The 23,028-nt window shown below is 63.7% G+C and carries 24 protein-coding genes; 18 read left to right on the top strand and 6 right to left on the bottom strand.

What is annotated here, in order from left to right; genetic code table 11:
* Positions 1–243: 243 nt before the first annotated feature.
* Genes A5744_RS10130 through A5744_RS10095 form a run of 8 tightly spaced genes read left to right on the top strand, consistent with a single transcriptional unit; the run spans position 244 to position 6,966 of the window.
* A complete protein-coding gene (locus A5744_RS10130) occupies positions 244–1,416 on the top strand; it encodes a cytochrome P450 (protein WP_076060565.1) in 1,173 nt (390 codons plus the stop codon).
* Positions 1,416–2,618, top strand: coding sequence for an acyl-CoA dehydrogenase family protein (locus A5744_RS10125; protein WP_076060564.1), 1,203 nt, complete (start codon positions 1,416–1,418; stop codon positions 2,616–2,618). The genes A5744_RS10130 and A5744_RS10125 overlap by 1 nt, the downstream gene beginning before the upstream one ends.
* Positions 2,615–3,187 carry a MaoC family dehydratase N-terminal domain-containing protein gene (locus A5744_RS10120; protein ID WP_076060562.1) on the top strand — a complete coding sequence of 191 codons (573 nt, stop codon included), beginning with the start codon at positions 2,615–2,617 and terminating at the stop codon, positions 3,185–3,187. The genes A5744_RS10125 and A5744_RS10120 overlap by 4 nt, the downstream gene beginning before the upstream one ends.
* Positions 3,187–3,600 (top strand): Zn-ribbon domain-containing OB-fold protein, encoded by a 414-nt coding sequence (locus A5744_RS10115; protein WP_076060560.1) that lies wholly within the window; start codon positions 3,187–3,189, stop codon positions 3,598–3,600. Before A5744_RS10120 ends, A5744_RS10115 begins: the two co-directional genes overlap by 1 nt.
* A gap of 21 nt (positions 3,601–3,621) precedes the next feature.
* Positions 3,622–4,731, top strand: coding sequence for an acyl-CoA dehydrogenase family protein (locus A5744_RS10110; RefSeq protein ID WP_076060558.1), 1,110 nt, complete (start codon positions 3,622–3,624; stop codon positions 4,729–4,731).
* A complete protein-coding gene (locus A5744_RS10105; protein WP_076060556.1) occupies positions 4,728–5,180 on the top strand; it encodes a MaoC family dehydratase in 453 nt (150 codons plus the stop codon). The genes A5744_RS10110 and A5744_RS10105 overlap by 4 nt, the downstream gene beginning before the upstream one ends.
* Positions 5,177–6,346, top strand: coding sequence for a lipid-transfer protein (locus tag A5744_RS10100; protein ID WP_076060555.1), 1,170 nt, complete (start codon positions 5,177–5,179; stop codon positions 6,344–6,346). The genes A5744_RS10105 and A5744_RS10100 overlap by 4 nt, the downstream gene beginning before the upstream one ends.
* A 23-nt stretch (positions 6,347–6,369) precedes the next feature.
* The gene (locus A5744_RS10095) at positions 6,370–6,966 is read left to right on the top strand and encodes a TetR/AcrR family transcriptional regulator (RefSeq protein ID WP_076060553.1); all 597 of its coding nucleotides are present in this window, start codon (positions 6,370–6,372) and stop codon (positions 6,964–6,966) included.
* Between the two features lie 11 nt (positions 6,967–6,977).
* Here A5744_RS10095 and A5744_RS10090 read toward each other — a convergent pair whose 3' ends face one another.
* The gene (locus A5744_RS10090) at positions 6,978–7,850 is read right to left on the bottom strand and encodes a helix-turn-helix domain-containing protein (RefSeq protein WP_076060551.1); all 873 of its coding nucleotides are present in this window, start codon (positions 7,848–7,850) and stop codon (positions 6,978–6,980) included.
* 104 nt (positions 7,851–7,954) lie between these two features.
* Here A5744_RS10090 and A5744_RS10085 point away from each other — a divergent pair, with 104 nt between their 5' ends.
* The 7 genes from A5744_RS10085 to A5744_RS10055 all read left to right on the top strand — a co-directional run bounded on the left by A5744_RS10085 (position 7,955) and on the right by A5744_RS10055 (position 14,371).
* Positions 7,955–8,995: a zinc-binding dehydrogenase gene (locus A5744_RS10085; RefSeq protein WP_076060681.1), complete on the top strand. Its 1,041-nt coding sequence runs from the start codon at positions 7,955–7,957 to the stop codon at positions 8,993–8,995.
* The gene (locus tag A5744_RS10080; RefSeq protein WP_076060550.1) at positions 8,995–9,402 is read left to right on the top strand and encodes a nuclear transport factor 2 family protein; all 408 of its coding nucleotides are present in this window, start codon (positions 8,995–8,997) and stop codon (positions 9,400–9,402) included. The genes A5744_RS10085 and A5744_RS10080 overlap by 1 nt, the downstream gene beginning before the upstream one ends.
* Positions 9,395–10,228 carry an SDR family NAD(P)-dependent oxidoreductase gene (locus A5744_RS10075; RefSeq protein ID WP_076060548.1) on the top strand — a complete coding sequence of 278 codons (834 nt, stop codon included), beginning with the start codon at positions 9,395–9,397 and terminating at the stop codon, positions 10,226–10,228. The genes A5744_RS10080 and A5744_RS10075 overlap by 8 nt, the downstream gene beginning before the upstream one ends.
* A gap of 8 nt (positions 10,229–10,236) precedes the next feature.
* On the top strand, positions 10,237–11,190 hold the full coding sequence (locus A5744_RS10070) for an LLM class flavin-dependent oxidoreductase (RefSeq protein WP_076060546.1): 954 nt from the start codon (positions 10,237–10,239) through the stop codon (positions 11,188–11,190).
* A 15-nt stretch (positions 11,191–11,205) separates the two neighbouring features.
* Positions 11,206–11,757, top strand: coding sequence for a hypothetical protein (locus tag A5744_RS10065; RefSeq protein ID WP_076060544.1), 552 nt, complete (start codon positions 11,206–11,208; stop codon positions 11,755–11,757).
* A 213-nt stretch (positions 11,758–11,970) separates the two neighbouring features.
* Complete coding sequence (locus A5744_RS10060) at positions 11,971–13,197, top strand: cytochrome P450 (protein ID WP_076060542.1); 1,227 nt, start codon at positions 11,971–11,973, stop codon at positions 13,195–13,197.
* 64 nt (positions 13,198–13,261) lie between these two features.
* Positions 13,262–14,371 carry a dihydrodipicolinate reductase gene (locus tag A5744_RS10055; protein ID WP_240563005.1) on the top strand — a complete coding sequence of 370 codons (1,110 nt, stop codon included), beginning with the start codon at positions 13,262–13,264 and terminating at the stop codon, positions 14,369–14,371.
* A gap of 11 nt (positions 14,372–14,382) precedes the next feature.
* Here the strand turns inward: A5744_RS10055 and A5744_RS10050 are convergent, their stop codons facing one another.
* Complete coding sequence (locus A5744_RS10050) at positions 14,383–15,615, bottom strand: CoA transferase (protein ID WP_076060540.1); 1,233 nt, start codon at positions 15,613–15,615, stop codon at positions 14,383–14,385.
* 132 nt (positions 15,616–15,747) lie between these two features.
* On the bottom strand, positions 15,748–16,278 hold the full coding sequence (locus tag A5744_RS10045) for a nuclear transport factor 2 family protein (protein ID WP_083679257.1): 531 nt from the start codon (positions 16,276–16,278) through the stop codon (positions 15,748–15,750).
* Between the two features lie 115 nt (positions 16,279–16,393).
* Here A5744_RS10045 and A5744_RS10040 point away from each other — a divergent pair, with 115 nt between their 5' ends.
* Entirely contained in the window at positions 16,394–18,007 is a 1,614-nt protein-coding gene (locus A5744_RS10040) for a class I adenylate-forming enzyme family protein (protein ID WP_076060536.1), read from the top strand.
* Between the two features lie 67 nt (positions 18,008–18,074).
* Complete coding sequence (locus tag A5744_RS10035; protein ID WP_276206963.1) at positions 18,075–19,154, top strand: dihydrodipicolinate reductase; 1,080 nt, start codon at positions 18,075–18,077, stop codon at positions 19,152–19,154.
* On the opposite strand, the gene A5744_RS10030 is transcribed toward A5744_RS10035, so the two are convergent.
* The gene (locus A5744_RS10030; protein ID WP_076060533.1) at positions 19,151–19,933 is read right to left on the bottom strand and encodes an SDR family oxidoreductase; all 783 of its coding nucleotides are present in this window, start codon (positions 19,931–19,933) and stop codon (positions 19,151–19,153) included. The two genes, A5744_RS10035 and A5744_RS10030, sit on opposite strands and share 4 nt — an antisense overlap.
* 86 nt (positions 19,934–20,019) lie before the next feature.
* Here A5744_RS10030 and A5744_RS10025 point away from each other — a divergent pair, with 86 nt between their 5' ends.
* A complete protein-coding gene (locus tag A5744_RS10025; protein WP_076060531.1) occupies positions 20,020–20,832 on the top strand; it encodes a mycofactocin-coupled SDR family oxidoreductase in 813 nt (270 codons plus the stop codon).
* Positions 20,833–20,877: 45 nt separating this feature from the next.
* On the opposite strand, the gene A5744_RS10020 is transcribed toward A5744_RS10025, so the two are convergent.
* Positions 20,878–21,942: a spirocyclase AveC family protein gene (locus tag A5744_RS10020; protein ID WP_076060529.1), complete on the bottom strand. Its 1,065-nt coding sequence runs from the start codon at positions 21,940–21,942 to the stop codon at positions 20,878–20,880.
* An 8-nt stretch (positions 21,943–21,950) separates the two neighbouring features.
* Positions 21,951–23,015 (bottom strand): dihydrodipicolinate reductase, encoded by a 1,065-nt coding sequence (locus tag A5744_RS10015; protein ID WP_076060528.1) that lies wholly within the window; start codon positions 23,013–23,015, stop codon positions 21,951–21,953.
* Positions 23,016–23,028 lie beyond the last annotated feature (13 nt).

Raw genomic sequence — 23,028 nt, 5'->3', positions numbered from 1 at the left:
TTCCTGACTGCTCGATCGCGGCGCGGCCCGGTGACGTAGCCACAACATACACTCTCTGACTGTGTGTACACGGCTCCGAAGAGGCCGTCAACGGCAATCCACCTTTATTTAAGCCAAATAGCCGGTGTTTGACAGGCAAGTCGGGTCTGCTGTAGACACCTTGGAAACGGACATTCTTTATTTATTTGTCCGAACAGCTCTCAGCGTCGAGGAAGGCCTGCGGTGCCCACTACTACGGTTCCCTTGCACTCACCGGACTTCTACGCCGGCGATCCCTACGCGGCCTATCGCGAACTTCGCAACACAACGCCCGTCGTCTGGAACGATGTCACGAACTTCTGGGCGCTGTTGAAGTACGAGGACATCCGCTACGTCTCCGGTCACCCATTGACGTTCTCCTCGACGAAGGGCATCTCGATCCCGGATCCCGCCCAGCCCGAACCCGTTCAGGAGGGAAACCTGATCTTCACCGATCCGCCGCGTCACCGGCAGCTTCGCAAGCTCATCAACTCCGGCTTCACCCGCCGCCAGGTGCAGTTGCTGGAGCCCAAGGTGCGCCAGATCGTGAAGGGCATCGTGGACAGTGTCGACACATCGCGGGAGTACGAGTTCGCAGAGGAGATCGCCGCACCTCTTCCTACCCGGCTGATCGCCGAAATGCTCGGTGCACCACCCGAAGACTGGGAGCGGTTCCGCAGCTGGTCGGACGCTGCGGTTGGCACTGCCGACCCCGATATCGAACTCGATTCCGTAGTCGCACTCGGTGAGCTCTACGAGTACTTCACCAAACTCATCGCTGCACGGCGATCCGGCGAGGTCAGTGGGCAGGACGACCTGCTGAGCATCTTGGCTGCGGCCGAGGTCGACGGTGAGCAGCTCACCGACGCCGATCTACTCAACTTCTCCTTCTTGCTGTTGGTCGCCGGCAACGAGACGACTCGCAACCTCATCGCACTGGGCACGTTGGCGTTGATCGACCATCCCGATCAGTTCGCGCTGCTGCGGTCGAACCCTTCTCTGCTGCCCGGCGCGGTCGAGGAGATGCTGCGATTCACCAGCCCGGTCACCCACATGGCCCGCCGCGCCACCCAGGACGTAGAGATCCGCGGCCAACAGATCAAGGCCGGCGACACCGTCGTCATGCTCTACGGCGCCGCCAACCGCGACGAAGAGATCTTTGGCCCGACCTCCGAAGATTTCGACATCACGCGTAATCCCAACCCGCACATCGCGTTCGGTGCCGGTGAGCACGCCTGTCTTGGCGCACAGCTCGCCCGGCTGGAGGCCAGGGTGATGTTTGAGGTGCTGCTGGGTACATATCCGACGATCGAACTCACCGGTGACGTGTCACGACTTCGCGCCACCATGGTGCCCGGGGTGAAACGCATGCCGATCCGACTGGGAACGGGCAATTGATGGACTTCGACTACACACCTCAGCAGGAACAGCTCCGCAAGGACTACCGCACGCGCCTTGAGGCGGTGATGACCCCGGAGCGCCGCGCCGCTGTTGCCAACCTGCTCGAGGGAGGCCCCGCGATCGCCGAATGCCGGCGCGCGCTCGGCGAAGCCGGCCTACTCGGCGTCGCCTGGCCAGTCGAATACGGCGGTGGCGGGCTGACCGCGCTGGAGCAATACATCTTCTCGGAAGAGGCGCGCCGGGTCAACGCGCCGTTGCCAATGATCACCCTGAACACGGTGGGCCCCACGCTTATTCAGTACGGAACCGAGGAGCAGAAGACCAAGTTCCTCCCCGCGATTCTCAAGGGAACTGTTGAATTCGCGATCGGCTACTCGGAGCCGGGCGCGGGAAGCGATCTCGCGTCACTGCGCACCACCGCAGTACGCGACGGCGACGAGTTCGTCATCAACGGCTCGAAGATGTTCACCAGCGGCGCCGAGTTCGCCGACTACATCTGGTTGGCTGCACGCACCGATCCAACTGCCAAGAAGCACAAGGGCATCACGCTTTTCATCGTGCCGACCGACTCACCAGGGTTCTCGTGGAAGCCGCTGCACACGATGCCGGGCGTGTCCACGTACTACACGTTCTACGACGACGTCCGGGTGCCCGAAAGTGCGATCGTGCTCGGCGAAAACCAGGGCTGGACGCTGGTGACAAACCAGCTCAACCTGGAACGCGCCGCCTTGGGGAACCTCGGCGCGCTGGAGCCGCTGTTCACGAAGACCCTCAAATGGGCATCGACGACGCCGCTCGACGACGGGTTTGTCATCGACAAGCCCTGGGTGCAGCAGGCTCTCGCCCGGGTGGAAGCGCAAGTCGCCGCCTACCGGCTGCTGAACCTGCGGGTGAACGCGACGATGAGTTCTGGCGCACTCGGCATGGGTGAGGCGTCCGCTACAAAAGTATTCGGCACCGAACTCACCCAGCAGGTCGCCCGCGAACTGCTCGAAGTCGTGGGTCAGGCCGGCGTTCGGAAGGACTCGGCGGCTCCCCTCAGGGGCGAGCTGGAGAGCGCATACCGCATGGCGGTCATCAACACATTCGGCGGCGGAGCCAACGAGCTTCAACGCGACATCATCGCTATGGCCGGTCTCGGGATGCCGCGCGCACCCCGGGACATGCGAGCCAGCGCATCGGAGAAAGGAAGCTCGTGACCGAGACAACGAAGGACGAACTGCGCGAGCGCCTCGATGCGCTCATCGGCCAACCCATCAGTTCCGGACAGCCGGTCAAGGCGCCAGATCCCGTGAACGCGGCCATGATCCGACACTGGGCTTACGCGTTGGACGATATGAACCCGGCGTATCTGGATCCGGAGTTCGCCGCCTCCTCCCGCTACGGCGGCCTCGTCTCACCTCCGGTGATGCTGCAGTCGTGGACCATGGCGCCACCCAAACTCGTCGGCATCCACGAGCGAGGCGGAGTCCCAGTCGAGCTCAAGGAAAATCCGCTGCAGTTTCTCACCGATGCCGGCTACACGGGCACAGTCGCCACCAATTCTGAGTTCGAGATCGAGCGATACCCGCGCGTTGGTGACGACATCACGGCCGAAACTGTTTTCGAGACCATCTCCGACGAGAAGAAGACGGCGATGGGTATGGGCTATTTCGTCACCTGGATCACGACCTACCGGGATCAGAACGGTGAAGTGATCGGCCGCCAGCGGTTCCGCACCCTGCGATTCAAGACGGGTGGAGCCCCCGCCGGAACGGCCGGGGACTGATGGCCACCAGACTTGCTCCATCGATCAGCCCCGACACCGAATTCTTCTGGTCGGGCCTGAAGGACCACAAGCTGCTGATCCAGCGGTGCAAGGACTGCAATACGTTGCGGGTGCCGCCTCGGCCGATGTGTGGACACTGTCAGTCCCTGAACTGGGATTCCGTCGAGTCGACCGGGCGTGGCGTTGTTTACAGCTTCATCATGCCGCAATATCCGCCGCTGCCCTTCCTTCAGTATCCCTATGTGGTGGCGCTGATCGAACTCGACGAAGGCGTGCGCATCGTCTCGAACCTTTGCGACATCGAGCCCGAGGCAATCGAAATGGGCCTCCCCGTTGAGGTCTTCTACGAAAAGTTCGAAGCGATCCCGAGCGGCGAGGAGCTGGTTCTGCACCAGTTCCGACCGGCGCGCTGACCAACAAGGATTTAGGCGAGCATGGACTTTTCCTTCACCGAAGAACAAGAGACCGTCGGCAAGGTGGCGCGTCAACTCTTCGAGCACCGTGCCACCCCCGAACGTCTCACGGAACTGGAATCAGGCGAGGTTCGCTTCGACGAAGCGCTGTGGCGCGAGTTGGCATCCTCGGACCTGCTGGGCATCGCGCTGCCCGAGTCCGTTGGCGGCAGTGGCGGCGGCTTCCTCGAGCTCGGCGTGCTGCTCGCCGAGGTCGGCTGGAGCGTTGCACCGGTCCCCGTCCACGCGACCCTCATGCTCGGCGCGGATACTATTGCGCGGCACGGTGATTCGACAATTCAGCAGCGCTACCTTCCGAAAGTCGTAGACGGCAGTGCGATTCTGACCGCCGCACTTGCCGAGCCGGGCAACTCGGATCCGACCATGCCGCGCACCGCCGCACGCGCAGATGGTGACGCTTGGATCCTCGACGGCACAAAAGAACTCGTACCCGCGGCCCAGCTTGCCGACGCCATAGTGGTTTCGGCGCTCGCCGACGACGGACCTGGGTTATTCATCGTCGAGGCGGCGACGGCCGGGGTGATCGTCACGCCGGCGACTGTCACCAACGGTGAGCCCTACGCGGATGTCGAACTCACCGGCGCCGTCGCACACCGGCTCAACAACACCCCCGGTGCGGACGCGGTCGGCTCGCTCTACACCAGGGCGCTCGTCGGGCTGTGCGCGATGCAGGTCGGCGTGGCCGAACGAGCGCTGCAGTTCGCGGCTTCCTACACCACCGAACGCGAGCAATTCGGCAGGCCTATCGGCTCATTCCAGGCGGTGCAGCAGCGGTTGGCCGATGCCTTCATCGACGTCGAGGCGATCCGCTGGACCACCTGGCACGCGGCCTGGCTGATCGATGAGGGCCGGCCCGCGAGCCGCGAAGCGGCGATTGCCAAGTTCTGGGCCGCCGAGGCCGGCGCTCGGGTCGTCGCATCGGCCCAGCAGGTACATGGCGGGATGGGCATCGACGTCACCTACCCGCTCCACCGCTATTTCCTATGGGCCAAGCAGATCGAGCTTTCGCTCGGCTCTGCCTCCCAACAACTCGCCCGCCTCGGCGCCGCATACCCGGAAGGAAGCAAATGACCTCCACCGTCGACCGCACCACCACACGGGCCTGGAACTCCATCAATGTGGGCGACGAAGTCACCCCGATGGACGTACCGGTGACCACCACGCTGATCGTCGCCGGCGCCATTGCATCCCGTGACTACATGCCGGTGCACCACGACCGCGACTTCGCCAATTCCCAAGGCTCCAAAGATATTTTCATGAATATCCTGACGACCAACGGGCTGTGCGTGAAGTTCTTGCACGACTGGGCGGGCCCCGAGGCGATGGTCAAAAAGCTGTCCATTCGACTCGGCGTGCCGGCCTACCCGAATGATCCGATGCGCTTCACGGGTTCCGTCACGGACAAATCATCGGCCGACGGGGAAGGCTTTGTCGAGGTCACCTTCAAGGGCACCAACAGCCTGGGCGACCACGTCTCGGGAACCGCGGTGCTCAGCCTGCTCCAGGGTGTGGATGCATGAGCGACGGTATCGGCGGCAAAACCGCCCTCGCCGGAATCGGGCAAACCGAATTCTCCAAGGAATCTGGCCGCACCGAGATGCAGCTCGCCTGCGAGGCGGTATTGGCGGCGATCCGCGACGCCGGGCTAGAGCCCGCCGACATCGACGGCATGGTCACATTCAGCGTCGACGAGAACGAGGAGATCGAGGTCGCCCGTAACGTCGGAATTCGCGACCTGACCTTCTTCACCAGAGTCCCGCACGGTGGCGGTGCGGCCGCGGGAACCGTAATGCAGGCCGCGATGGCGGTCGCGACGGGCGTTGCGGAGGCGGTGGTCTGCTACCGCGCCTTCAACGAGCGCTCCGGCTTTCGTTTCGGGGGTGCCGGCCGCCAGCCGGGCGTGACGCCGTTGTGGATGGCGCCCTACGCCCCGTTCGGCTTCATGACGCCAGCCGCCTGGGTCGCGTTGCATGCGCAGCGGTACATGACGGCGTACGGCGTCACAAACGCCGATTTTGGCAAGATCTCCGTCATCGACCGCAAGCATGCCGCGAACAACCCGGACGCGTGGTTCTACGGCAAGCCGATAACCATTGAGCAGCACCAGCAATCGCGCTGGATCATCGAGCCGGTGCTCAGGCTGCTCGACTGCTGCCAGGAAAGCGATGGTGGTGTAGCGATGGTGGTGACCAGCCTCGAGCGAGCGCGAGACTTGGCCAAACCGCCCGCCGTCATCACCGCCGCAGCGCAGGGCGCCTCCTACGACGGCGAGGTGATGACGAGCTACTACCGCGAGGACATTACGGGCCTGCCCGAGATGGGTGTGGTCGCCGACAAGCTGTGGCGGGATTCCGGCCTTAAACCGCAGGATATTTCGACCGCGTTCCTCTATGACCACTTCACGCCCTTCGTCTTTACCCAGCTCGAGGAACTGGGATTCTGCGGGCGCGGGGAGGCCAAGGACTTCGTTTCGGTCGACGAGTTGTCGCTCGGGGGCCGGATGCCGATCAACACCAACGGTGGCCTGCTCGGTGAGGCATACATCCACGGCATGAACGGCATCACCGAGGGCGTCCGTCAGGTGCGCGGCACCTCCTACAACCAGCTCGACAACGTCGAACACGTGCTCGTCACGTCCGGCACGGGCGTTCCGACGAGCGGTCTGATTCTCGCGCCGGATCGCTGAGTTCGACGATGCAAGGGAGCCTGATGACCCGCGCGACCGCCGTCGACACCCGCGCGGTGCTCATCTCTGCCGCCTTCACCTGCTTCCGAACGCACGGGCTGCGAAAGACGACGATCGTCGACATCGCCCGTGCCGCCGGGGTGTCCAGGAGCACGTTCTACGAGTACTTCCGGGACAAGGAAACAATTGTCGAGGCCAGTGCGGAGGCGGCGTCGCAGGGCTTCTACCGCAAGCTGGCCAGGGCAATCGAGCGCGACGGCGGCAGCACCCTCGAGGACAAACTGGTCCGGGCAGGCGTTTTCGTCACCCAGGCCCGCCGACTAGTGGAATCCGAGTTGTATTTCGACCAAGAACAAGTCGACCTGATGTTGACGAAGAATGCGTCGACGCTCCTCCGCGAATGTGGCGAATTTCTCGCGCCGTACATTTCGGCGGCGAGGCTGACCGGTGAGGTGCGCAGCGACCTCGACATTCGCTCGGCATCGGAGTGGTTTGCGCGAATCTTGTTCTCGTTGTTCACAACCCCGTCGCCTTATCACGACGCTAACGACGTTGCGGTGGGCGACTTCGTCCGCGCGTACGTCGTGCGGGGATTCGTCCATGACCGACGCAAGAGGTAGCGGCGGATAGCTCACGGCGCTCTGTGGCCTCCCACTCGGTCGATCTCGCGCAGCAGCGGTTTTGCCGCAGCACGGATTTCGCTCATCGTCATAACGCGTAGCGGGTGGAACCCGAGAATGAGCCGCACATGGCCCCTCTCGTCCAAGACGGGCGCCGAGATTGTGGCAACCGGGAGCTCATCACGTGCGCTGTCGCCGGAGAGCAAGTTCGCCGAAATGAATTCGACGCGCAGTTGGTCGACGACGGAGCGCAGATTGTGGGGCACTCTCTCGTTGGACAACGTTTCGATCGCATGAGCCGCCTGCGCCAGCGCCGGGGTCATCCAATCGACGTCATAACCGCGGTCTCGCGTCTGAGCCAACACCGTCCGAAGGCGCTCTGCCAGCGACGTATCCCCTGCCGCGCCGCGCTGAATCCACGATTCTTGTTCGGTTGGGATATCCCAAGCGGCGCAGGCGATCCCGAACGGCGGGGCATACGGGATTCGCTCGTGGGAAGCGACCGGTTTAGTTGACCCGTCAGGAGTCTCGAACGCGGTAATCACCAGTTCATCTCCGGTGCGCTCGACTACCGAGGCCGGCATATGCGTCGTCTCAGCGAGACGGCGGATGGCCTCGCGAGCGACGGCCTGAAGTGGGCGCGTGGCTTCGAACCTCTCCGCGATGAGGGCCACAGTCAGGCCAAGGACAAACTTTTTGGAATTGGGATCCCGGGTCGCCCAACCGCGGTCGCACAGAGTCTTGAGTATGGAGTGCGCCGTCGCCTGAGAAAGGCCGAGTTCGCGAGCGACGTCGGAAAAGCGGTGCCCGCCACTTTCCGGCCGGCTGAGCAACTCAACGACATCGAGGACACGCTCGGCCGGCGCTGAGGCGACTCCGCGCATCTTGACTCCCTTCGCGCCGCATTCTACGGTCGACTCAGTAATCGGATAGAACTTTCTCTAATAGTAGAGATTATCCCATGAGGATGTGAGAGCCAGTGCGTGCCGTGGTGCTGCGGGGCGGTGAGCTTACGGTTCGCGAGACGGCCGATCCCATCCCCGGGCAGGGTGACCTGCTGCTCAAGACGCTCAGCACCGCGATCTGCGCGTCCGATGTGCACTACATGGACCATCCCGAGTTGGCGATCGACGATCCGACGGGCCGCTCGCTCTACGACCCCGACCGCGACATCGTCATGGGGCACGAGTTTGTGGGCGAGGTGATCGGCCATGGCCCCGGATGTAGCGATGCCTTCCCCATCGGGGCCAGGGTGACGTCGATGCCTATCCGGTTGGTTGACGGCGGTGCCGGCGGTTTACGCATCATCGGACAGCACCCCGAGGCCCAGGGCAGTTTCGGTGAGTTGCTCGTCGTACCAGAGGCAACGGCGAAGGTGATAGACGGCGCGGTGTCCAGCGATGCGGTCGCTGTCGTCGACGCCTTCGCCGTCGGCGAGTTCTACGTCCGCGCCTCGAACTTGCAGCCCGGCGAGATCCCGATCGTCCTGGGCGCGGGCGCCATCGGGCTGTCCGCGGTCGCTGCGCTGAGCGCGCGCGGGGTTGATCCGATCATCGTGTCCGACTTCAGCGCCGACCGACGCGAACTGGCCCACACGGGGTTCGGCGCGCACGTTCTGGTCGACCCGGCCCAGCAGTCGGTGTTCGAGGTCTTCCGCAAGGTTCGCGCCGAACGCCACTTGGCCGGCGCCGCCGTGGTATTCGAATGCGTTGGTGCTGCGGGTCTTATCGACACGATTGTCGCGGAGGCGGAGTTCTCGTCGCGCATCTACTGCGCGGGTGGTTGGTACACCGGCGACACCCTCGACATCACCGCAGCCACCCGAAACGGTCTCACTCTGCAGTTCGGTGGTGGGCCGCTACCGCAGGACTGGTACGGCGTTTTGGACGCGGTGGTCGAGGGGAAGCTGGACCCACTGCCCAGCGTCGGCAAGATCATCGGTCTGGACGAGGTGCCCGCGGCGCTGGAGGCGGCGCGGCGGTCCGAAGGGCCACCCCGCGTCGTGATCCACCCGAACGGTGAGCTCTGATGTCGGACCGCGACGACGTTTTCGACCTCACGGTCCGGTACGCAACGGCAATCGACAGCCGGCAATACTCGCTTCTCACGACGGTTTTCACCGACGATGCGCGCGTCGACTACGGTGTGGTCGGCCAGTGGACCGGTGGCGCAGAGGTGGCACAGTTTATGGAGGCAGCCCACGCCGGCGCGGCGCACACGATCCATCGAATGACCAACCAGGCCATAGCAATAGACACCGACACCGCGACGATCCGCACCTACGTCGACGCACTGATCCTGATGGAGGACGGCTCGGGCGCGAACCCCGTCGGTTACTACGACGACCACGCCGTACGGACGCCGGACGGTTGGCGGATCGACCGTCGTACCTACACCTCGGTTCGGCTCGCTGCAGTGGCGGGCGCCCATGGGTGACATCGCACAAAGATACGGACCGTGGGCGTTGATCGTCGGCGCGTCCGACGGATGCGGCGCGCTGTTCGCCGAGCGGCTGGCACAGGAAGGAGTGAACGTTGCGCTCGTCGCTCGTCGCCAGCACCTTCTCGACACGGTAGCCGATGCAATCCACGAGCGCACCGGTGCCGAAACTCGGACGCTCGCCATCGACCTCACCGAGGCCGACGCTTCGCAGTCCATCATCGACGCCACCGCCGACCTCGAGGTCGGCATGCTGGTCTACTGCGCTGGCGGGGATCCGAATTACCAACCCTTTCTTGCCAATCCGGTATCGGCGGCCGAAGCCCTGCTGCAACGCAACTGCCTGGTGCTGATGCGGTTGTGTCACCACTACGCGGGCCTCATGGTTGAGCGAGGACGAGGCGGCATCGTGAACTTTACTTCGGGTGCTGCGCTGGCCGGTGGCCGAAACATGGTGGCATACGGAGGAACCAAGGCCTTCGACATGGTTTTCACTGAGGGGCTGTGGGCGGAGTTGCACGACAAGGGTGTCGACGTCCTGGGTCTGGTCCTCGGCATGACCGACACACCGGCTCTGCGGCAACTGGAGTTCGAGCGCGGCCGACTCAAATCTGTCGACGAGATTCCCCCGGGTGCGGTGACCGCGGCGAGCGTGGTGGATGAGGCATTCGCCAACCTTGGCAACGGACCGACGATCGCCACGGGCGATGACGTCCGGATGGCGTCTGAACTTTTCAAGTCCATGTCACGCAATGAGGTGGTTCGTCTGATCATGCAGGCCAGTGCCGAAGTCATGGGTTCCGACGCACGGCAACTGGATTAGACAGGGCTATGTTCACCCTTCGCTTCGACATGCGAGCGCCCTCCATCGGAGCCCCAGCCACCGAGTTGTACGCCGCGGCCAGTGAGATGTCGGCCTGGGCCGAGCAGCATGGCTGTATCGCCGTCGTACTGTGCGAACACCACTGCGCAGACGACGGTTACCTGCCGTCCCCGTTGCTGCTCGGCGCGGCCATTGCCGCTCGCACGAAGCAACTGATGCTGAACCTGACGATCTTGCTGCCCTTCTACGATCCGGCACGGCTGGCCGAGGACATCGCCGTGCTGGATCACATCAGCGCGGGCAGAGCCACCTACGTATTCGGAATCGGATATCGCCCTGAGGAATACGACCACTTCGGACTCTCTATGTCCGACCGCGGCAGGCTGGCGGACGAGAAGCTCGGCCTCCTACGCCGCCTCCTTGCCGGCGAAGAGATCCAACACGGCGGCAGGCGAATGAAGGTCACCCCACGACCGCGCACGCCGGAAGGTCCGATGATGAGCTGGGGCGGTGCCAGCCTGGCGGCCGCCCGGCGTGCTGGACGCAACGGTCTGGGGTTGCTTGCCAACGGCGGAGTGCCCGGAATGCGGGATGCCTACGAAAAAGCGTGCCGCGACAACGGGTTCGAGCCCGGCTTCGTCCTCATCCCCGACCGTGACGCGGCGACCAACTGCTTCGTCGCCGACGACGTCGACGCGGCGTGGGACGAGATCGGCAAGTACCTCCTGCACGACGCAATGGCCTACTCGGAGTGGAACCCCGACAACACCGTGTCTGCCAACATCACCACCGCCACGACCATCGACGAGCTTCGCAACACCTCGTCACACGTGATCCTCTCGGTCGACGAAGCGCGGAAGCGCGTCGCAGCGGGTGAGGTGTTCAACATCTCGCCGTTATGCGGCGGGATACCGCCCGCGATCGCATGGCCCTATTTAAAGAGATTCGCCGAGCTGCACTAGCCGAAAGGACATGAGATGACCCGGGACCGCGTGGCGCTACACGAAAGGATTGCCTTCGCGAAGTGGGAGGGCTATGCAAAACCGATTGAACGCGGCCGTCATGTCTCGTTCGGCGAAGAGTTCATCTGGGCACCCGATTCCGTGATGATGAGTCCCCTGTTCAACGACGGTGTCCCGCAGTCGGCCACCGATATGCTCTCCGACGAGGTCGCGGCCGCCATCGCCAAGTATGCGCCGGACGGCGATATTCTCACCCCGGAGTGGCGCATGTGGTGGAAACACATGCCGGACTACCGGCTGATCAGCCCATTCGAATGTGTGGCTGGCGATTGGGGCTTCTCCTCCTGCGACACCTATGCGGGGACACTTCCCGACGGGACCCGGTTGGAACTGCGGGAATGGGACTATATCTGGACCGACGAGAAGGGGCGTATCTCGCGCTGGGACTGGTTTGTCGACTCGGCCGAGTGGAAATCGTTGCTGGCGCTGATCGGGCTCGAGCCCGACGGGCTGACGAGCCAGGAGTACACCATCAACTTCCTGAAGGAGGGCGGCGTGGGGGCCTAGCGCTCCAGCCAGGAGTGTTCGTGATTCGTCAGATCATGTGAAGGACAAGGTCAATCGAGGGCGAGGCCGGCCCGCGCTATTACATGAGAAGCTCTATTCTTAATATTGTGAAGAGGTGTTTACGCGCACGAGCGCACAGAGACTACGACCGCTGAACTGACCGGCCACATGACTCAAGATCACGTGGCGCACATGTAAACGTAAAGGAGGGCAATGAACGATCAATCCCGCACGTCTCCGGGATCCGTTCACTTCGATCCCTTCTCGGATGAATTCTTCAACGATCCGTTCGAGACTTACCGCCAACTACGCGATCGGGCGCCGGTCTACCACAGCACGCAGTACGACTTCTGGGCCCTTTCCCGCTATGAGGATGTCGCGCCCGCGATGCGTGATCACGAAACATATTCCTCGGCGAAGGGAGTGACCCTCGATCATTTCATCGATCCTGACGCGATGGTCCCGCACGGGGTGATCATCATGATGGACCCTCCGCAGCACACCAGAATGCGGTCGCTGGTGAACAAGGTATTCACCCCCCGTGCAATCGCCAAGCTCGAGCCGATGATCCGGAATGTGATCGACACAATCGCGCAGACCATCGATGTCACGTCGTTCGACATGGTCGAGGACTTCTCGGCGCTGTTCCCCGTCGAGATCATCACCACGATGCTGGGGGTGCCGCCGGACGGTCGCCAGCAGATCCGGCACTGGCTCGATGCGCTGCTGGAACGCGAGCCGGGAAACATCAGCACGACGCCGCACGGCCGCGAGTCGGCGGTGACCATGTGGCGGTATTACTACGACCTTGTCGTCGAGAAACGCGCCAACCCGCAAGACGACATGATTTCGCGGCTCACCCAGGTCGAGGTCGAACGCGATGACGGCACCATGACCCGCCTTGACGACACGGAGATTTCGGCCTTTGCGTCGATGCTCGGCGGTGCGGGCGCCGAGACGGTGACCAAGCTGGTCGCCAGCGCCGCAGTGGTGTTTGCCCGACACCAGGACCAGTGGCAGGCACTAAGGCGAGACCGAAGCCTCATCCCCGCCGCCTTCGAAGAGCTGCTGCGTTACGAGGGACCATCGCAATACGACATCCGTTGGAGCAAAGTCGATGTCGAGCTTCATGGCACAGTGATACCCAAGCACAGGCCGGTGATGCTCATCAATGGTTCGGCCACCAGGGACGAGCGTGCGTTCGTCGATGCCGATCGCTTCGACATCTATCGTCGGCACTCCGGCCACAACCTCGGATTCGGCTACGGAATACACAGCTGTCTCGGCGCGGCACTGGCGCGCATGGAGGGCCGCATCGCCATCGATGTCCTGCTGGACTTGATCCCCGAGTTCGAGGTAGACGTCGCGGGCCTGCAACGGGTCAAGATGCCGAATGTCTTCGGTTGGGGACGCGTACCCGTGCGTGCGGTAGCGCAATGATCCGCCGTAACCGTGGAGCACGACGACGTCGGCTCCTGGCACAACGCACATAGGAGATTGAACGGTGGCAACTGAGAAATCTGGAAGGTATCGCGTTGTTCACGTAGGTACGGGACTGACCGGGAAGGAGGCACTCCGGGCAATCATCAATGATCCGGCGCTGGAACTCGTCGGTGTCAAAGTTTCCACGGCCGAGAAGGCCGGAGTCGACGCGGGTCGCCTGTGTGGCGGAGCGGATATCGGTATATCGGCAACCGACGACCTCGACGCGGTGCTGGCTCTCACGCCGGACTGTGTTACCTACTGTGCCACGGCCGTCCGGCGCGAGAACGATGCAATTGCCGACATCGTCACCTACCTCGAGGCGGGGATCAACGTTGTGACGATCTCGACGATTCCGATGGTCTACCCGCCTGCGGCGCCGCCGGAGTGGCGCGCGGCCGTAGAAGCCGCAGCGGCAAAGGGCAATTCGACTTTCTACGCCACCGGCGCCGAGCCGGGTTTCATCAGCCTTAACATCCCTACCGCCCTGCTTGCCGGCGCCGGAGTCATCGAGTCCTATCGGATGGACGAATACGCGATCGACCTCGACAAGTCCTATCCCATTTGGGATGTCCTGCACGAATCCATGGGGTTTGGAAAGCCAGACGGGCACGTGCCCGCTCGAATCGCGTCGGGCAAGGTTAACCACGATTGGGAGACCGTGGTGCGCTACATCGCCGACATCCTCGGTCTGGAGCTAGACGGAGTTGAACTGGATTGGGAAACGTTGCTCGCACCAACGGATCTGGAAACGGCAATCAGCGTGATTCCGGAAGGGACGATTTGCGCGCACCGTTGGCAGCTCGCCGGCGTCATCGATGGTCGGCCAGTGGTCGCGGTGCAGTATTTCGCAACGGTGAGTTCCACACCCTGGCCGCAGCGATGGCCGAGGCCGTCGAGGGAAAACCAAGGTGGCATGGTCATCCGAGTCGACGGACGGCCCAGTATGTGTTTGGAGCTGTACTTCGAGCAATCGGCCTCGGATCGGGTCAATCCGGGTGTCGCGGTGACAGCGCTGGCCGCGGTCAACTCCATACCCGAGGTCGTCGACGCCGCACCTGGTGTGCTCGCGAATCCCTTGGCGGGTCCGGCAGTCGTGACCAGGCAATCGCGAACGAGCGACTTCGTGTGACGTCGTCGCGCTCATAGGATCGCTCCGGTCTCCTTGTAACCCTCGATCGTGTCCCAGTCGAAGCCTGCCTCCATCAACAGTTCTTCGGTGTGCTGGCCGTGCTCGGGCGCCCCCGGCGGGACAACGGCCTGTTCGTCGAACTGGACGGGATTGGTGGGCAGCGAGTACGACGCACCATTCATCGTTGCGGTTCTGGCGATATAGCCATTCGCGGTCACCGCCGGGTCATGACACAGCTCCCCCGGCGTCTGCACCACGCCCCAGGCGCCGGAAAGATCTGCGAGCGCTTCTCGCCATTCGGCGAGTGTGCGTTGAGCGAACGCGTTGTCCATCAATGCAATGAGTTCCGCTCGGTGGGCGAATCGCGTTGCCGCATCAGCGAATCGCTCGTCATCGATCAGTTGGGGCAGGCCGATCGCGCGCATGGCTTCAGGGTAGAACTTCTCGAGTTGCAGCATCATCAGCTGGACGTAGCGGTCATCCTTGGTGCGATAGGTTCCCACCAAGGGATTGGGTGCGTCGGCGTGGCTGTACTTCGGAATGGATGTGCCGCCGTGGATCTGGCTCACGGCGACATCGGGGCTAAGGTTCCAGGCCGCCAGCCCGAGGAGGGAAACATCAACGACCGACCCCTGGCCGGTGGTGGCCTTCTTGTACAGCGCGGCCGCGATCCCGCCCGCGATCGTCATGCCTCCGAGCAGGTCTCCGAAGGCCGGCCGGGAGCGGACCAGCTCGTCACCGTCTTCGGTAAGCATGGTTGCGATTCCGCCGCGCGCCCAGTAGGAGACTCCGTCATAGCCGGGTTTGTCGGCATCGGGCCCCTTCGGACCGTGGCCCGACCCGCGGACGTACACGATGCTGGGGTTAGCGGCTCTGATGTCGTCGACGTCGATGCCCATTTTCTTGCGCCGGCTGGGCAGATAGCTGGTGAGGAACACATCGCAGGTCGCGGCCAGCTTGCGGATAACCTCTTGGCCGCCGGGAGTACGGAGATCGACGCCGATCGACTTCTTCCCCCGATTGGGTATCTCGATCATGTAGTTGACCGTGCCGCCGCCCTCGTCGACGATGCCCATCGTGACCAGTCCACGCTGCGGGTCACCGCCGTCACGCGGCTCGACCTTGATGACCTCGGCCCCCCACTCCGCCAGGACGGCGCCGGCCGACGGCACGAAGGTCCACGCGGCGACCTCCAGCACACGCACGCCGCTGAGTACTTTGTCGACGGAAATGACGGCCTCCATTGGTCGCGGTGGGATGGGTGCGAGCGCACCACCAGGTCAGCAACGGCGATAACGCCTGTTTGCATTGTTTGAGAATGTCAGTTCTATGCGGTTTTGTAAACCGCGCCGACCACAGGCAACCCGGGCCTAGTGCTACGGACGTGCCGACAGCCGTTCGGGCAGCGCCGGATCCCCTTCGGCCCAAAATGCCTGCCAAGTCGGCATGCGTTGGGGCATGGCGGCGCGCAACGGAATGTCAGCCGGCCAGCGCATGAACTCCGGCCCCGGGCGCTCCGTCACATCGACTGAGTACCAGGGATGCTCCCGCCGCTTCACGAAACACCACTGGCCATCGCGGCGCTCGTAGACGTCGTCATAGCGCATCGTGATCACGTACCATCCATCACCGTCTTCGTGTTCGGCGCGGCAGTAGACCGATCCGATCGCGTGCTCGGCGTCGACGAAGTCAAACTGGTGGCCGCAGATCAGGTGGATGCTGCGGTAGAACCGCCGAAGCACACGGTCATACCAACATTTCAACGCATCCCTGCCACGGCCCTCCGCGCCTGCGTCCACGTCGTCGACGAACAACGCCACCAATGTGTCGAGATCGCGGGCGTCGAGGGCCATCGCATACTTGCTGGGCAGCTGACTGATCGCGAGGCTCGATTCGACACGGTCCAATCTGTCGCCGGCCATCGCGCTCCGCAGTTCTGTGGCCATGGCGGATATTGTAAGCGGAGGCGGGTGGTTGAGAACCGGTGTTACCGTTTTCCGGAAATCCTACTATCCTGCGCTCATGCCCTTTCCGAAGATCTCACCCACGATTCCCGCACTGGTGAGATTTTGTGCAGCACGCTTCGGAGACAAGGCTTTCCTTATCGCCGACGGCCAGGTATTGACCTATGCCGATCTCGATCGGCGCTCGGCTGCACTGGCGACTGCCCTGTTGGCGCAGGGCATCGGCAAGGGCGATCATGTCGGAATCCTGATGCCCAACAGCGTCGACTGGGCGCTGGCCTGGTTTGCCACCACACGTATTGGGGCGGTGGCCGTTCCACTCAACACGTTCTACAGGGCGTCCGAACTGGCCTGGACTGCGCGTCATGCCGACCTGAAGACGATCCTCGCCTGGTCGCGATTCCGCAATCAGGACTTCCTCGCCCTCCTTGAGGAGGCGCTGCCGGGATTGGCCGATGAGCGCGAGCCGGACCGCATCGCGGTTCGCGGAGCCCCGTTCCTGCGGACGGTCGCGGTGTGGGGAGCAGCATCCGATCGCGCCTGGACGACGACGATCGAGGCCGATCGCCCGATGTCGCTTCGCGACACCGACTTTCTCGTTGACGTCGAATCGTGTGTAACACCGGCCGACGACGCGATGATCATCTACACCTCAGGCAGCACAGGCGACCCCAAGGGACCCGTGCACAGCCAGGGCACACTGGTCCGCCACACCTACAACCTCACGTTCATGTACGCCGTCACCCAGGACGACGTGATGTTCACCTCCATGCCCTTCTTCTGGGTGGGCGGGCTGATCACCGGATTGCACGCGGTGATCCACCATGGCGCGACCCTGGTCACCCAGCCCGCGTTCGACGCGGCAGAGGCGTTGGAACTCATGGAGCGCCACCACGCGACCATCGCGCTGGGCTGGCCGCAGCAGGGCAAGGCGCTGGCCGAACATCCCGACTTCTCGGCACGCGATCTGAGTTCGGTGCACCGCACCAGCATGCCGGCGATGGTGCCACCGCAGCGTCAGCCCAAGGGCTCGAGCGGGCTGGGAATGAGCGAGCTGTGCGGCAATCACCTGGGCGTCGACCCGTATCTGCCGCAGTCGCCTGATCGGTCCGAAATCGGCGGCCCGCCAATTGAAGGGCTGCACCATCTGATCGTCGACCCCGTCACGGGACAGCCGGCGCCCGTTGGCGCGCAAGGCGAAATATGGGTTCGCGGGTACTCGTTGATGCAACGCTTGCACAAACGCGAGCGGGAAGAGGTGTTCACCCCGGACGGCTACTACCGGACCGGCGACTGCGGCGTCGAGTACGACGACGGTTGGATCAGGTTCACCGGACGCTTGGGCGACCTGATCAAGACGGGCGGTGGCACCAACGTCACCCCCGGGGAAGTCGAACTGGCACTGGCCGAGTGCGACGGCGTACTCGAGGCGTACGTGGTCGGCGCCGAGAGCGATAACGGCACCGTGGTCGCCGCGGCGGTGGTGCCCCGCGGCGAATCGACACTCAATGGCGAATCTCTGCGAGAGCAACTGCGCGCGCGCCTCTCGGCGTACAAGGTGCCGAAGTTCATCTGGGTCACCACAAAACAGGACCTCCCTCTCACCGCGACCGGGAAGGTGAAGAAGTCGGAATTGGCGCGGCAGCTCAGCGGGCTGTTGTCCGCCCGCTAAGGGCCGAATTCATCGCTTCCGATCCCCGATCTGTAGCCAAGAAGCACCGAGCGAAGGAGCAAGGCCCGTGCCAGACAAAGTGTTACGCGTAGCGGTCATATCGACAGGCGGTGTGGGCAGCATCGCGGTGCGGGCGATTCACCGCCGAGCACACCTCGACCTGGTCGGGGTGTGGGTGCACAGTCCCGAGAAGACGGGCCGCGATGCCGGTGAGATCGTCGGCCTTGGCCCCATCGGCGTGACGACCACATCCGACCTCGACGACATCATCAAGCTCAGGCCGGACTGCGTGGTCTACGCGGCTTTGGGCGCCGACATGGATGCGGCCGCAGTCCCCGACTATGTCCGTTTTCTGAAGGCCGGCATCAACGTCGTCACGACCAACACACCGGGAATGATGTTTCCCGACAGATGGATTCCCGATCTGGCAGATCAAGTGCGCGCGGCGGCGCTCGCCGGCGGCGTCACGATATACACCTCGGGTATCGAACCGGGTTTCGCCGGCGATCAGTTCGCCGTCATGCTGTCGACCCTGTCCAACACCATCCGATCGGTCCGCGCGCAGGAGATCATCGATTACTCGGCCTACCCCAATGAGTACTCGATGTTCGACGCGATGGGCTTCGGTCGTCCGTTGGACTTCACGCCGCTGCTCGAGCTGGAAGGCGCACAGCGGTTCGCCTGGGGACCACCGATAGGTCTGGTGGCACGAGCCCTTGGCGTCGAGCTCGACGAGGTGACCGAACGTTACGAGCGGGCGATCACGCCAGGCGACCTCCACGTGGCGTGCGGCTTGATCCCTGCCGGCACGTGTGGGGCGGTGCGCGCCGAGACGACCGGGGTGGTCAACGGCCATCCGGTGATCACCATCGAACACATCAACCGCATGGCCCCCGATCTCGCACCCGAATGGGCGTCGGCGCCGCACGGCACTTACCGCATCATCATCGAGGGCGAGCCACACATCCACTGCGATCTTCGTTTTGGTACCGAACCGACCGCGAAGTCAGCGAACGACGATGCCATGGAGGCGACAGCCATGCGCGTGGTCAACGCCATCCCGTACGTTGTCGATGCCGCCCCGGGCATCGCCACCTCGCTGGATCTGCCGATCACCGCGCCCCGCGACGCATTGGATTTCAGCTAAACGGTGAACATCGGGCCACGCGGCGCACCCCGTACCTCGTTGCCACCGTCGATCGCGAAACTCTGCCCCGTCATCCAACTGGACTCGGGACCTGCGAGATACCGAACGCCGGGCGCGATATCGTCGGATACCCCAAGCCGGCCCAACGGAACTCGCTCCAGAAAGCTTTTCGTCAGCTCCTCTAGGTGGATGTAACCCTGAGTCGTCGCCGCCTCGGTCAAGCCCGGCCGGACGGCGTTGACGCGAATTCCTTTCGGCCCGAGTTCGGATGCCGCCACCCGGATCATCATCTCGAGCGCGGCCTTGCCGGCCGAGTAGTGCCCCAGTCCCTCCATCGGGATCTTCGACGACGTCGACGAGATGAACACGATCGACCCGCCGTTCGTCATCAGCGGCGCCGAGTAGCGCATCGCCAGGAAATTGGACCGCAGATTGCCCATGACGAAGTTGGTGAAGGTCTCAAGGTCCTGCTCGATCAACGGACCTGTGCCCCCGACGGCCACCGTACCGAGGACGATGTCCAGCCGCCCGTTGACGTCAAAGGCCGACTGGGCGGCCGCCGCGACGGTCGCCTCGTCCTCCGGATCGCCCTTCTGGAGCACGATTTCGGCCTCCGGAGCTGCGGCGAGGATGCCCTCGCGGGCCGCTTCCAGGCGCGTGCTCGACCTACCGAGCAGGTATAGCGTGGCACCGTCGGCGGCCAACAGCCGGGCGCTCGCCTGAGCGATTCCGGCCGAGGCGCCCAGAATGAACGCGGTCTGTCCGTCAAGTACACCCATGCGATCGTAGAATACTCATTCTCAGCCAAAGATAAAGGAAGTTCTCGTAAGCGGCGTAACTGATGTAGCGTACCTGTGTGCCAGACATGACCGGCAAGGTTGTATTCATTACGGGGGCCGCCCGCGGCCAGGGCCGTGCCCACGCCGTCAGGTTGAGCGCCGACGGCGCCGACACCATCCTCGTCGACATCGCGGGCCCACTGCCGCCAAGCGTCCCATACGATTCGGCCAGCCCCGAGGAGTTGGCCGAAACCGCCGACCTCGTCGCTGCGAACGGCAGGCGCGCCGTCACCGCCATCGTCGACACCCGCGACTACGACGCACTGTGCGCCGCCGTCGACAAGGGAGTAGCCGAACTCGGCCGGCTCGACGTGATCGTCGCCAACGCCGGCATCTGCTGTCCGGCTCCTTGGGACCAGGTCTCCCCCAGCGATTTTCAGGACACCATCAACATCAACCTGGTCGGCACTTGGAACACGGTGATGGCCGGAGCCAAGCACATCATTGCCGGTGGGCGGGGCGGGTCGATCATTCTCATCGGATCGGTGGCGGGGATAAAGATGGAGCCCTTCATGGTGGCCTATACGGCGAGCAAACACGGCGTCACCGGGCTCGCCAAATCCTTCGCCGTCGAACTCGGCCGCTACGACATCCGGGTGAACAGCCTGCACCCGGGATCGGTCGCGACGCCGATGGGTAGCGGCCGGATGATCGAAGCAATGCAGCACGCCGCCGAGTCGTACTCTCACCCTCAGTACGGATTCAGCAAGCAACTCCTACCCAACGCGGTGACGATGCCCGAGGATATCGCGAACGCGGTCGCGTGGCTGGCCTCGGATGAATCAAAATTCGTTACGGCGGCGGCTATTTCCGTTGACGTCGGGGTCACCCAGGCATAGCGAGTCGAGCCACGATTCCAGGACCGGCCAGCGGCAATTCGTGGCTCACTTGTAGAAGGGGCCCGGCTTGCCCGATTCCCGAAGATGCCCGTACGGGTCGTACACCTTGATATTCGGATACGGGTTCTGCTCGTAAGCGGGTTCGGACAGTCCCGCGGCCCGCAGCCCGGACAGCACCGCCAGCGGCGTCGCGAACGACACGAGACCTATTGCGACCGAGACGAGGAGCTGTCGCGTCAGCGTGACCCTGCTGCGGTCCCGACGCGCCGGAAGCCAGCGAGCGATCCGATTGATCAGCACCAGCTCGCCGCCTTCCCCGCGCACGCACATGACGGCGACCATGCCGAAGATCAGTGAGTCGTACACCGCCATGATTAGCGGGAAATGGATGTGTCCGATCTGCAGCGTCGGCCCGACCGCCTCCGTGTAATAGAAGATGCCGAACCTCATCCAGGCGAACTGGACAACACCGTTGATCGGTATGGCGATGACGAACGTTCCGAGGAAGACGGCGGCGAGCCGATGGCGCGCAAGCCAATTGGTGCGCCGAGTTACCGGATCCAAGAATCGGTCGTACAGTTGCAGCATCCCCAGCCCGGTAAGCAAGTAATACGCCGCATAACCGCCAAGGAACGACAGCGCGGGCTCCAGGTTCGGCGCAATGTTCACGTAGGGCCACGACAGCGGGAAGTGCAGCATGCGCGGGTCGAAGACCGCGAACGTCGCCCAGTTCGCCAGCGGATCCAGTGCACCCGTGATCAAGCCCGCGAACGCGACCACGACCGCCCAGTGCACCTTGCGCTGTCGCACCGAGAGCCACACGAGCATTCCGGTCAGGCCGATCGCCATCGGAATGGAGCTGAAGGAGACCGCCAACGGCCAGTTATCGAAGCCGAGAAACGGCGGATACGGCGCCGGGCTCGGGTTCGGGTTGGTGGTACGAGGATCCCCGTGCGTGCCGGATTGGACGGTCGCGACGGTCACGACAGCAAAGGCCAGGTAGGCCACGATGGCGAACCCCCAACCCAGCTTGGACGGCGACAGCGAACGGCCCGCGCTGATCGGCTCGAGGGCGCCCGAACCAGCCTCGGGATCAACAGTATTCGTCATGCGGACAGCTACCTCGTGGGCACGGCGCCGCGTTCGGTCCAGTGCGCGACGAACGGGGCGATCGTCGAGAGGTCGTAAAGCCCTGGCTCAGCCGCAATCACGGCCGGGATGGCGTTGATGGCATGCATGGCGGTTGCCAGGCAACCCTGCTCAGCGTGATCCTCGTCGTGGGAGCCGATCACGAGATGGAAACTCATGTTGGGCCTGCCCTCGAAGGTCACCGCATAACCGATGTCCGTCGGCCAGTCGGGGGCCAGGTCGTCGGCCAACCTGGTGAGATGCTCGACGGCGAGTGTCGTCTCGCCGCAGTCAACCTCCACACCAAACCGCATGGCCGCCACGGTTCCCGCGGGAATCTCCCCGGCTGCCACCGTCAGCGCCCTCGGCGTCGTCGCGACCTCGCGGAACCCCTCGACCGACCGAATCTCGAGCCCGAGCGCTTGCGCCAGGACCGTCGCGCTGCCGATCCAGGCGCTCGCGGCGTAGTCGGTGTTGGTCAGTAAGGGCGTGGTGTCCTCCGGCGCATGACCAAAACCCATCGCGTTGAAAATCAGGTCGTGGCTGGCGTAGGTCGAGTAGTTCAGCACCTCCCGGACACTAATGCGGCTGGTGCGCTCGGTGAGCCGCGACAGAATCGGCGCCAGTGACTCACCGACGAAGCCCGGGTATAGGCCGAGCCCGAGGAACGAGGAACGGCCTGCGCGGCAAGCCTTTTCGATGCCGTCGGCCAGCGATTCGTGCAGCGACCGGGGATGGATGAACCGGCTGCCGGTGGCCACCACGTTCTTGCCCGTAGCCAGCAAGTCGCAGACATCAGCAAAGCAGCCGGGCGTGTCGGTTTCCACCTTTCCCATGTACAGCACGACGTCGGCGTCGGCGGCGATCACGGCGTCGCGGTCGGCGGAGGTCAGCACGCCGGCATCGGGAGCCCCGCACAGGGTGCCCGCGTCAAGCCCGGCTTTCGCCGGGTCGTACACCCGCACGGCGACCAATTCCAGGTCCGGACGGCCCAACACGTGGCGCAACGACATCATGCCGGTCACCCCGGTCGCCCATTGGATCACGCGAGTCATGTTCAGGCGAACC

Source organism: Mycobacterium sp. IS-1264, from assembly GCF_001954195.1.
Taxonomy (GTDB): domain Bacteria; phylum Actinomycetota; class Actinomycetes; order Mycobacteriales; family Mycobacteriaceae; genus Mycobacterium.
This window is presented reverse-complemented; position numbering and strand designations above follow the sequence as displayed.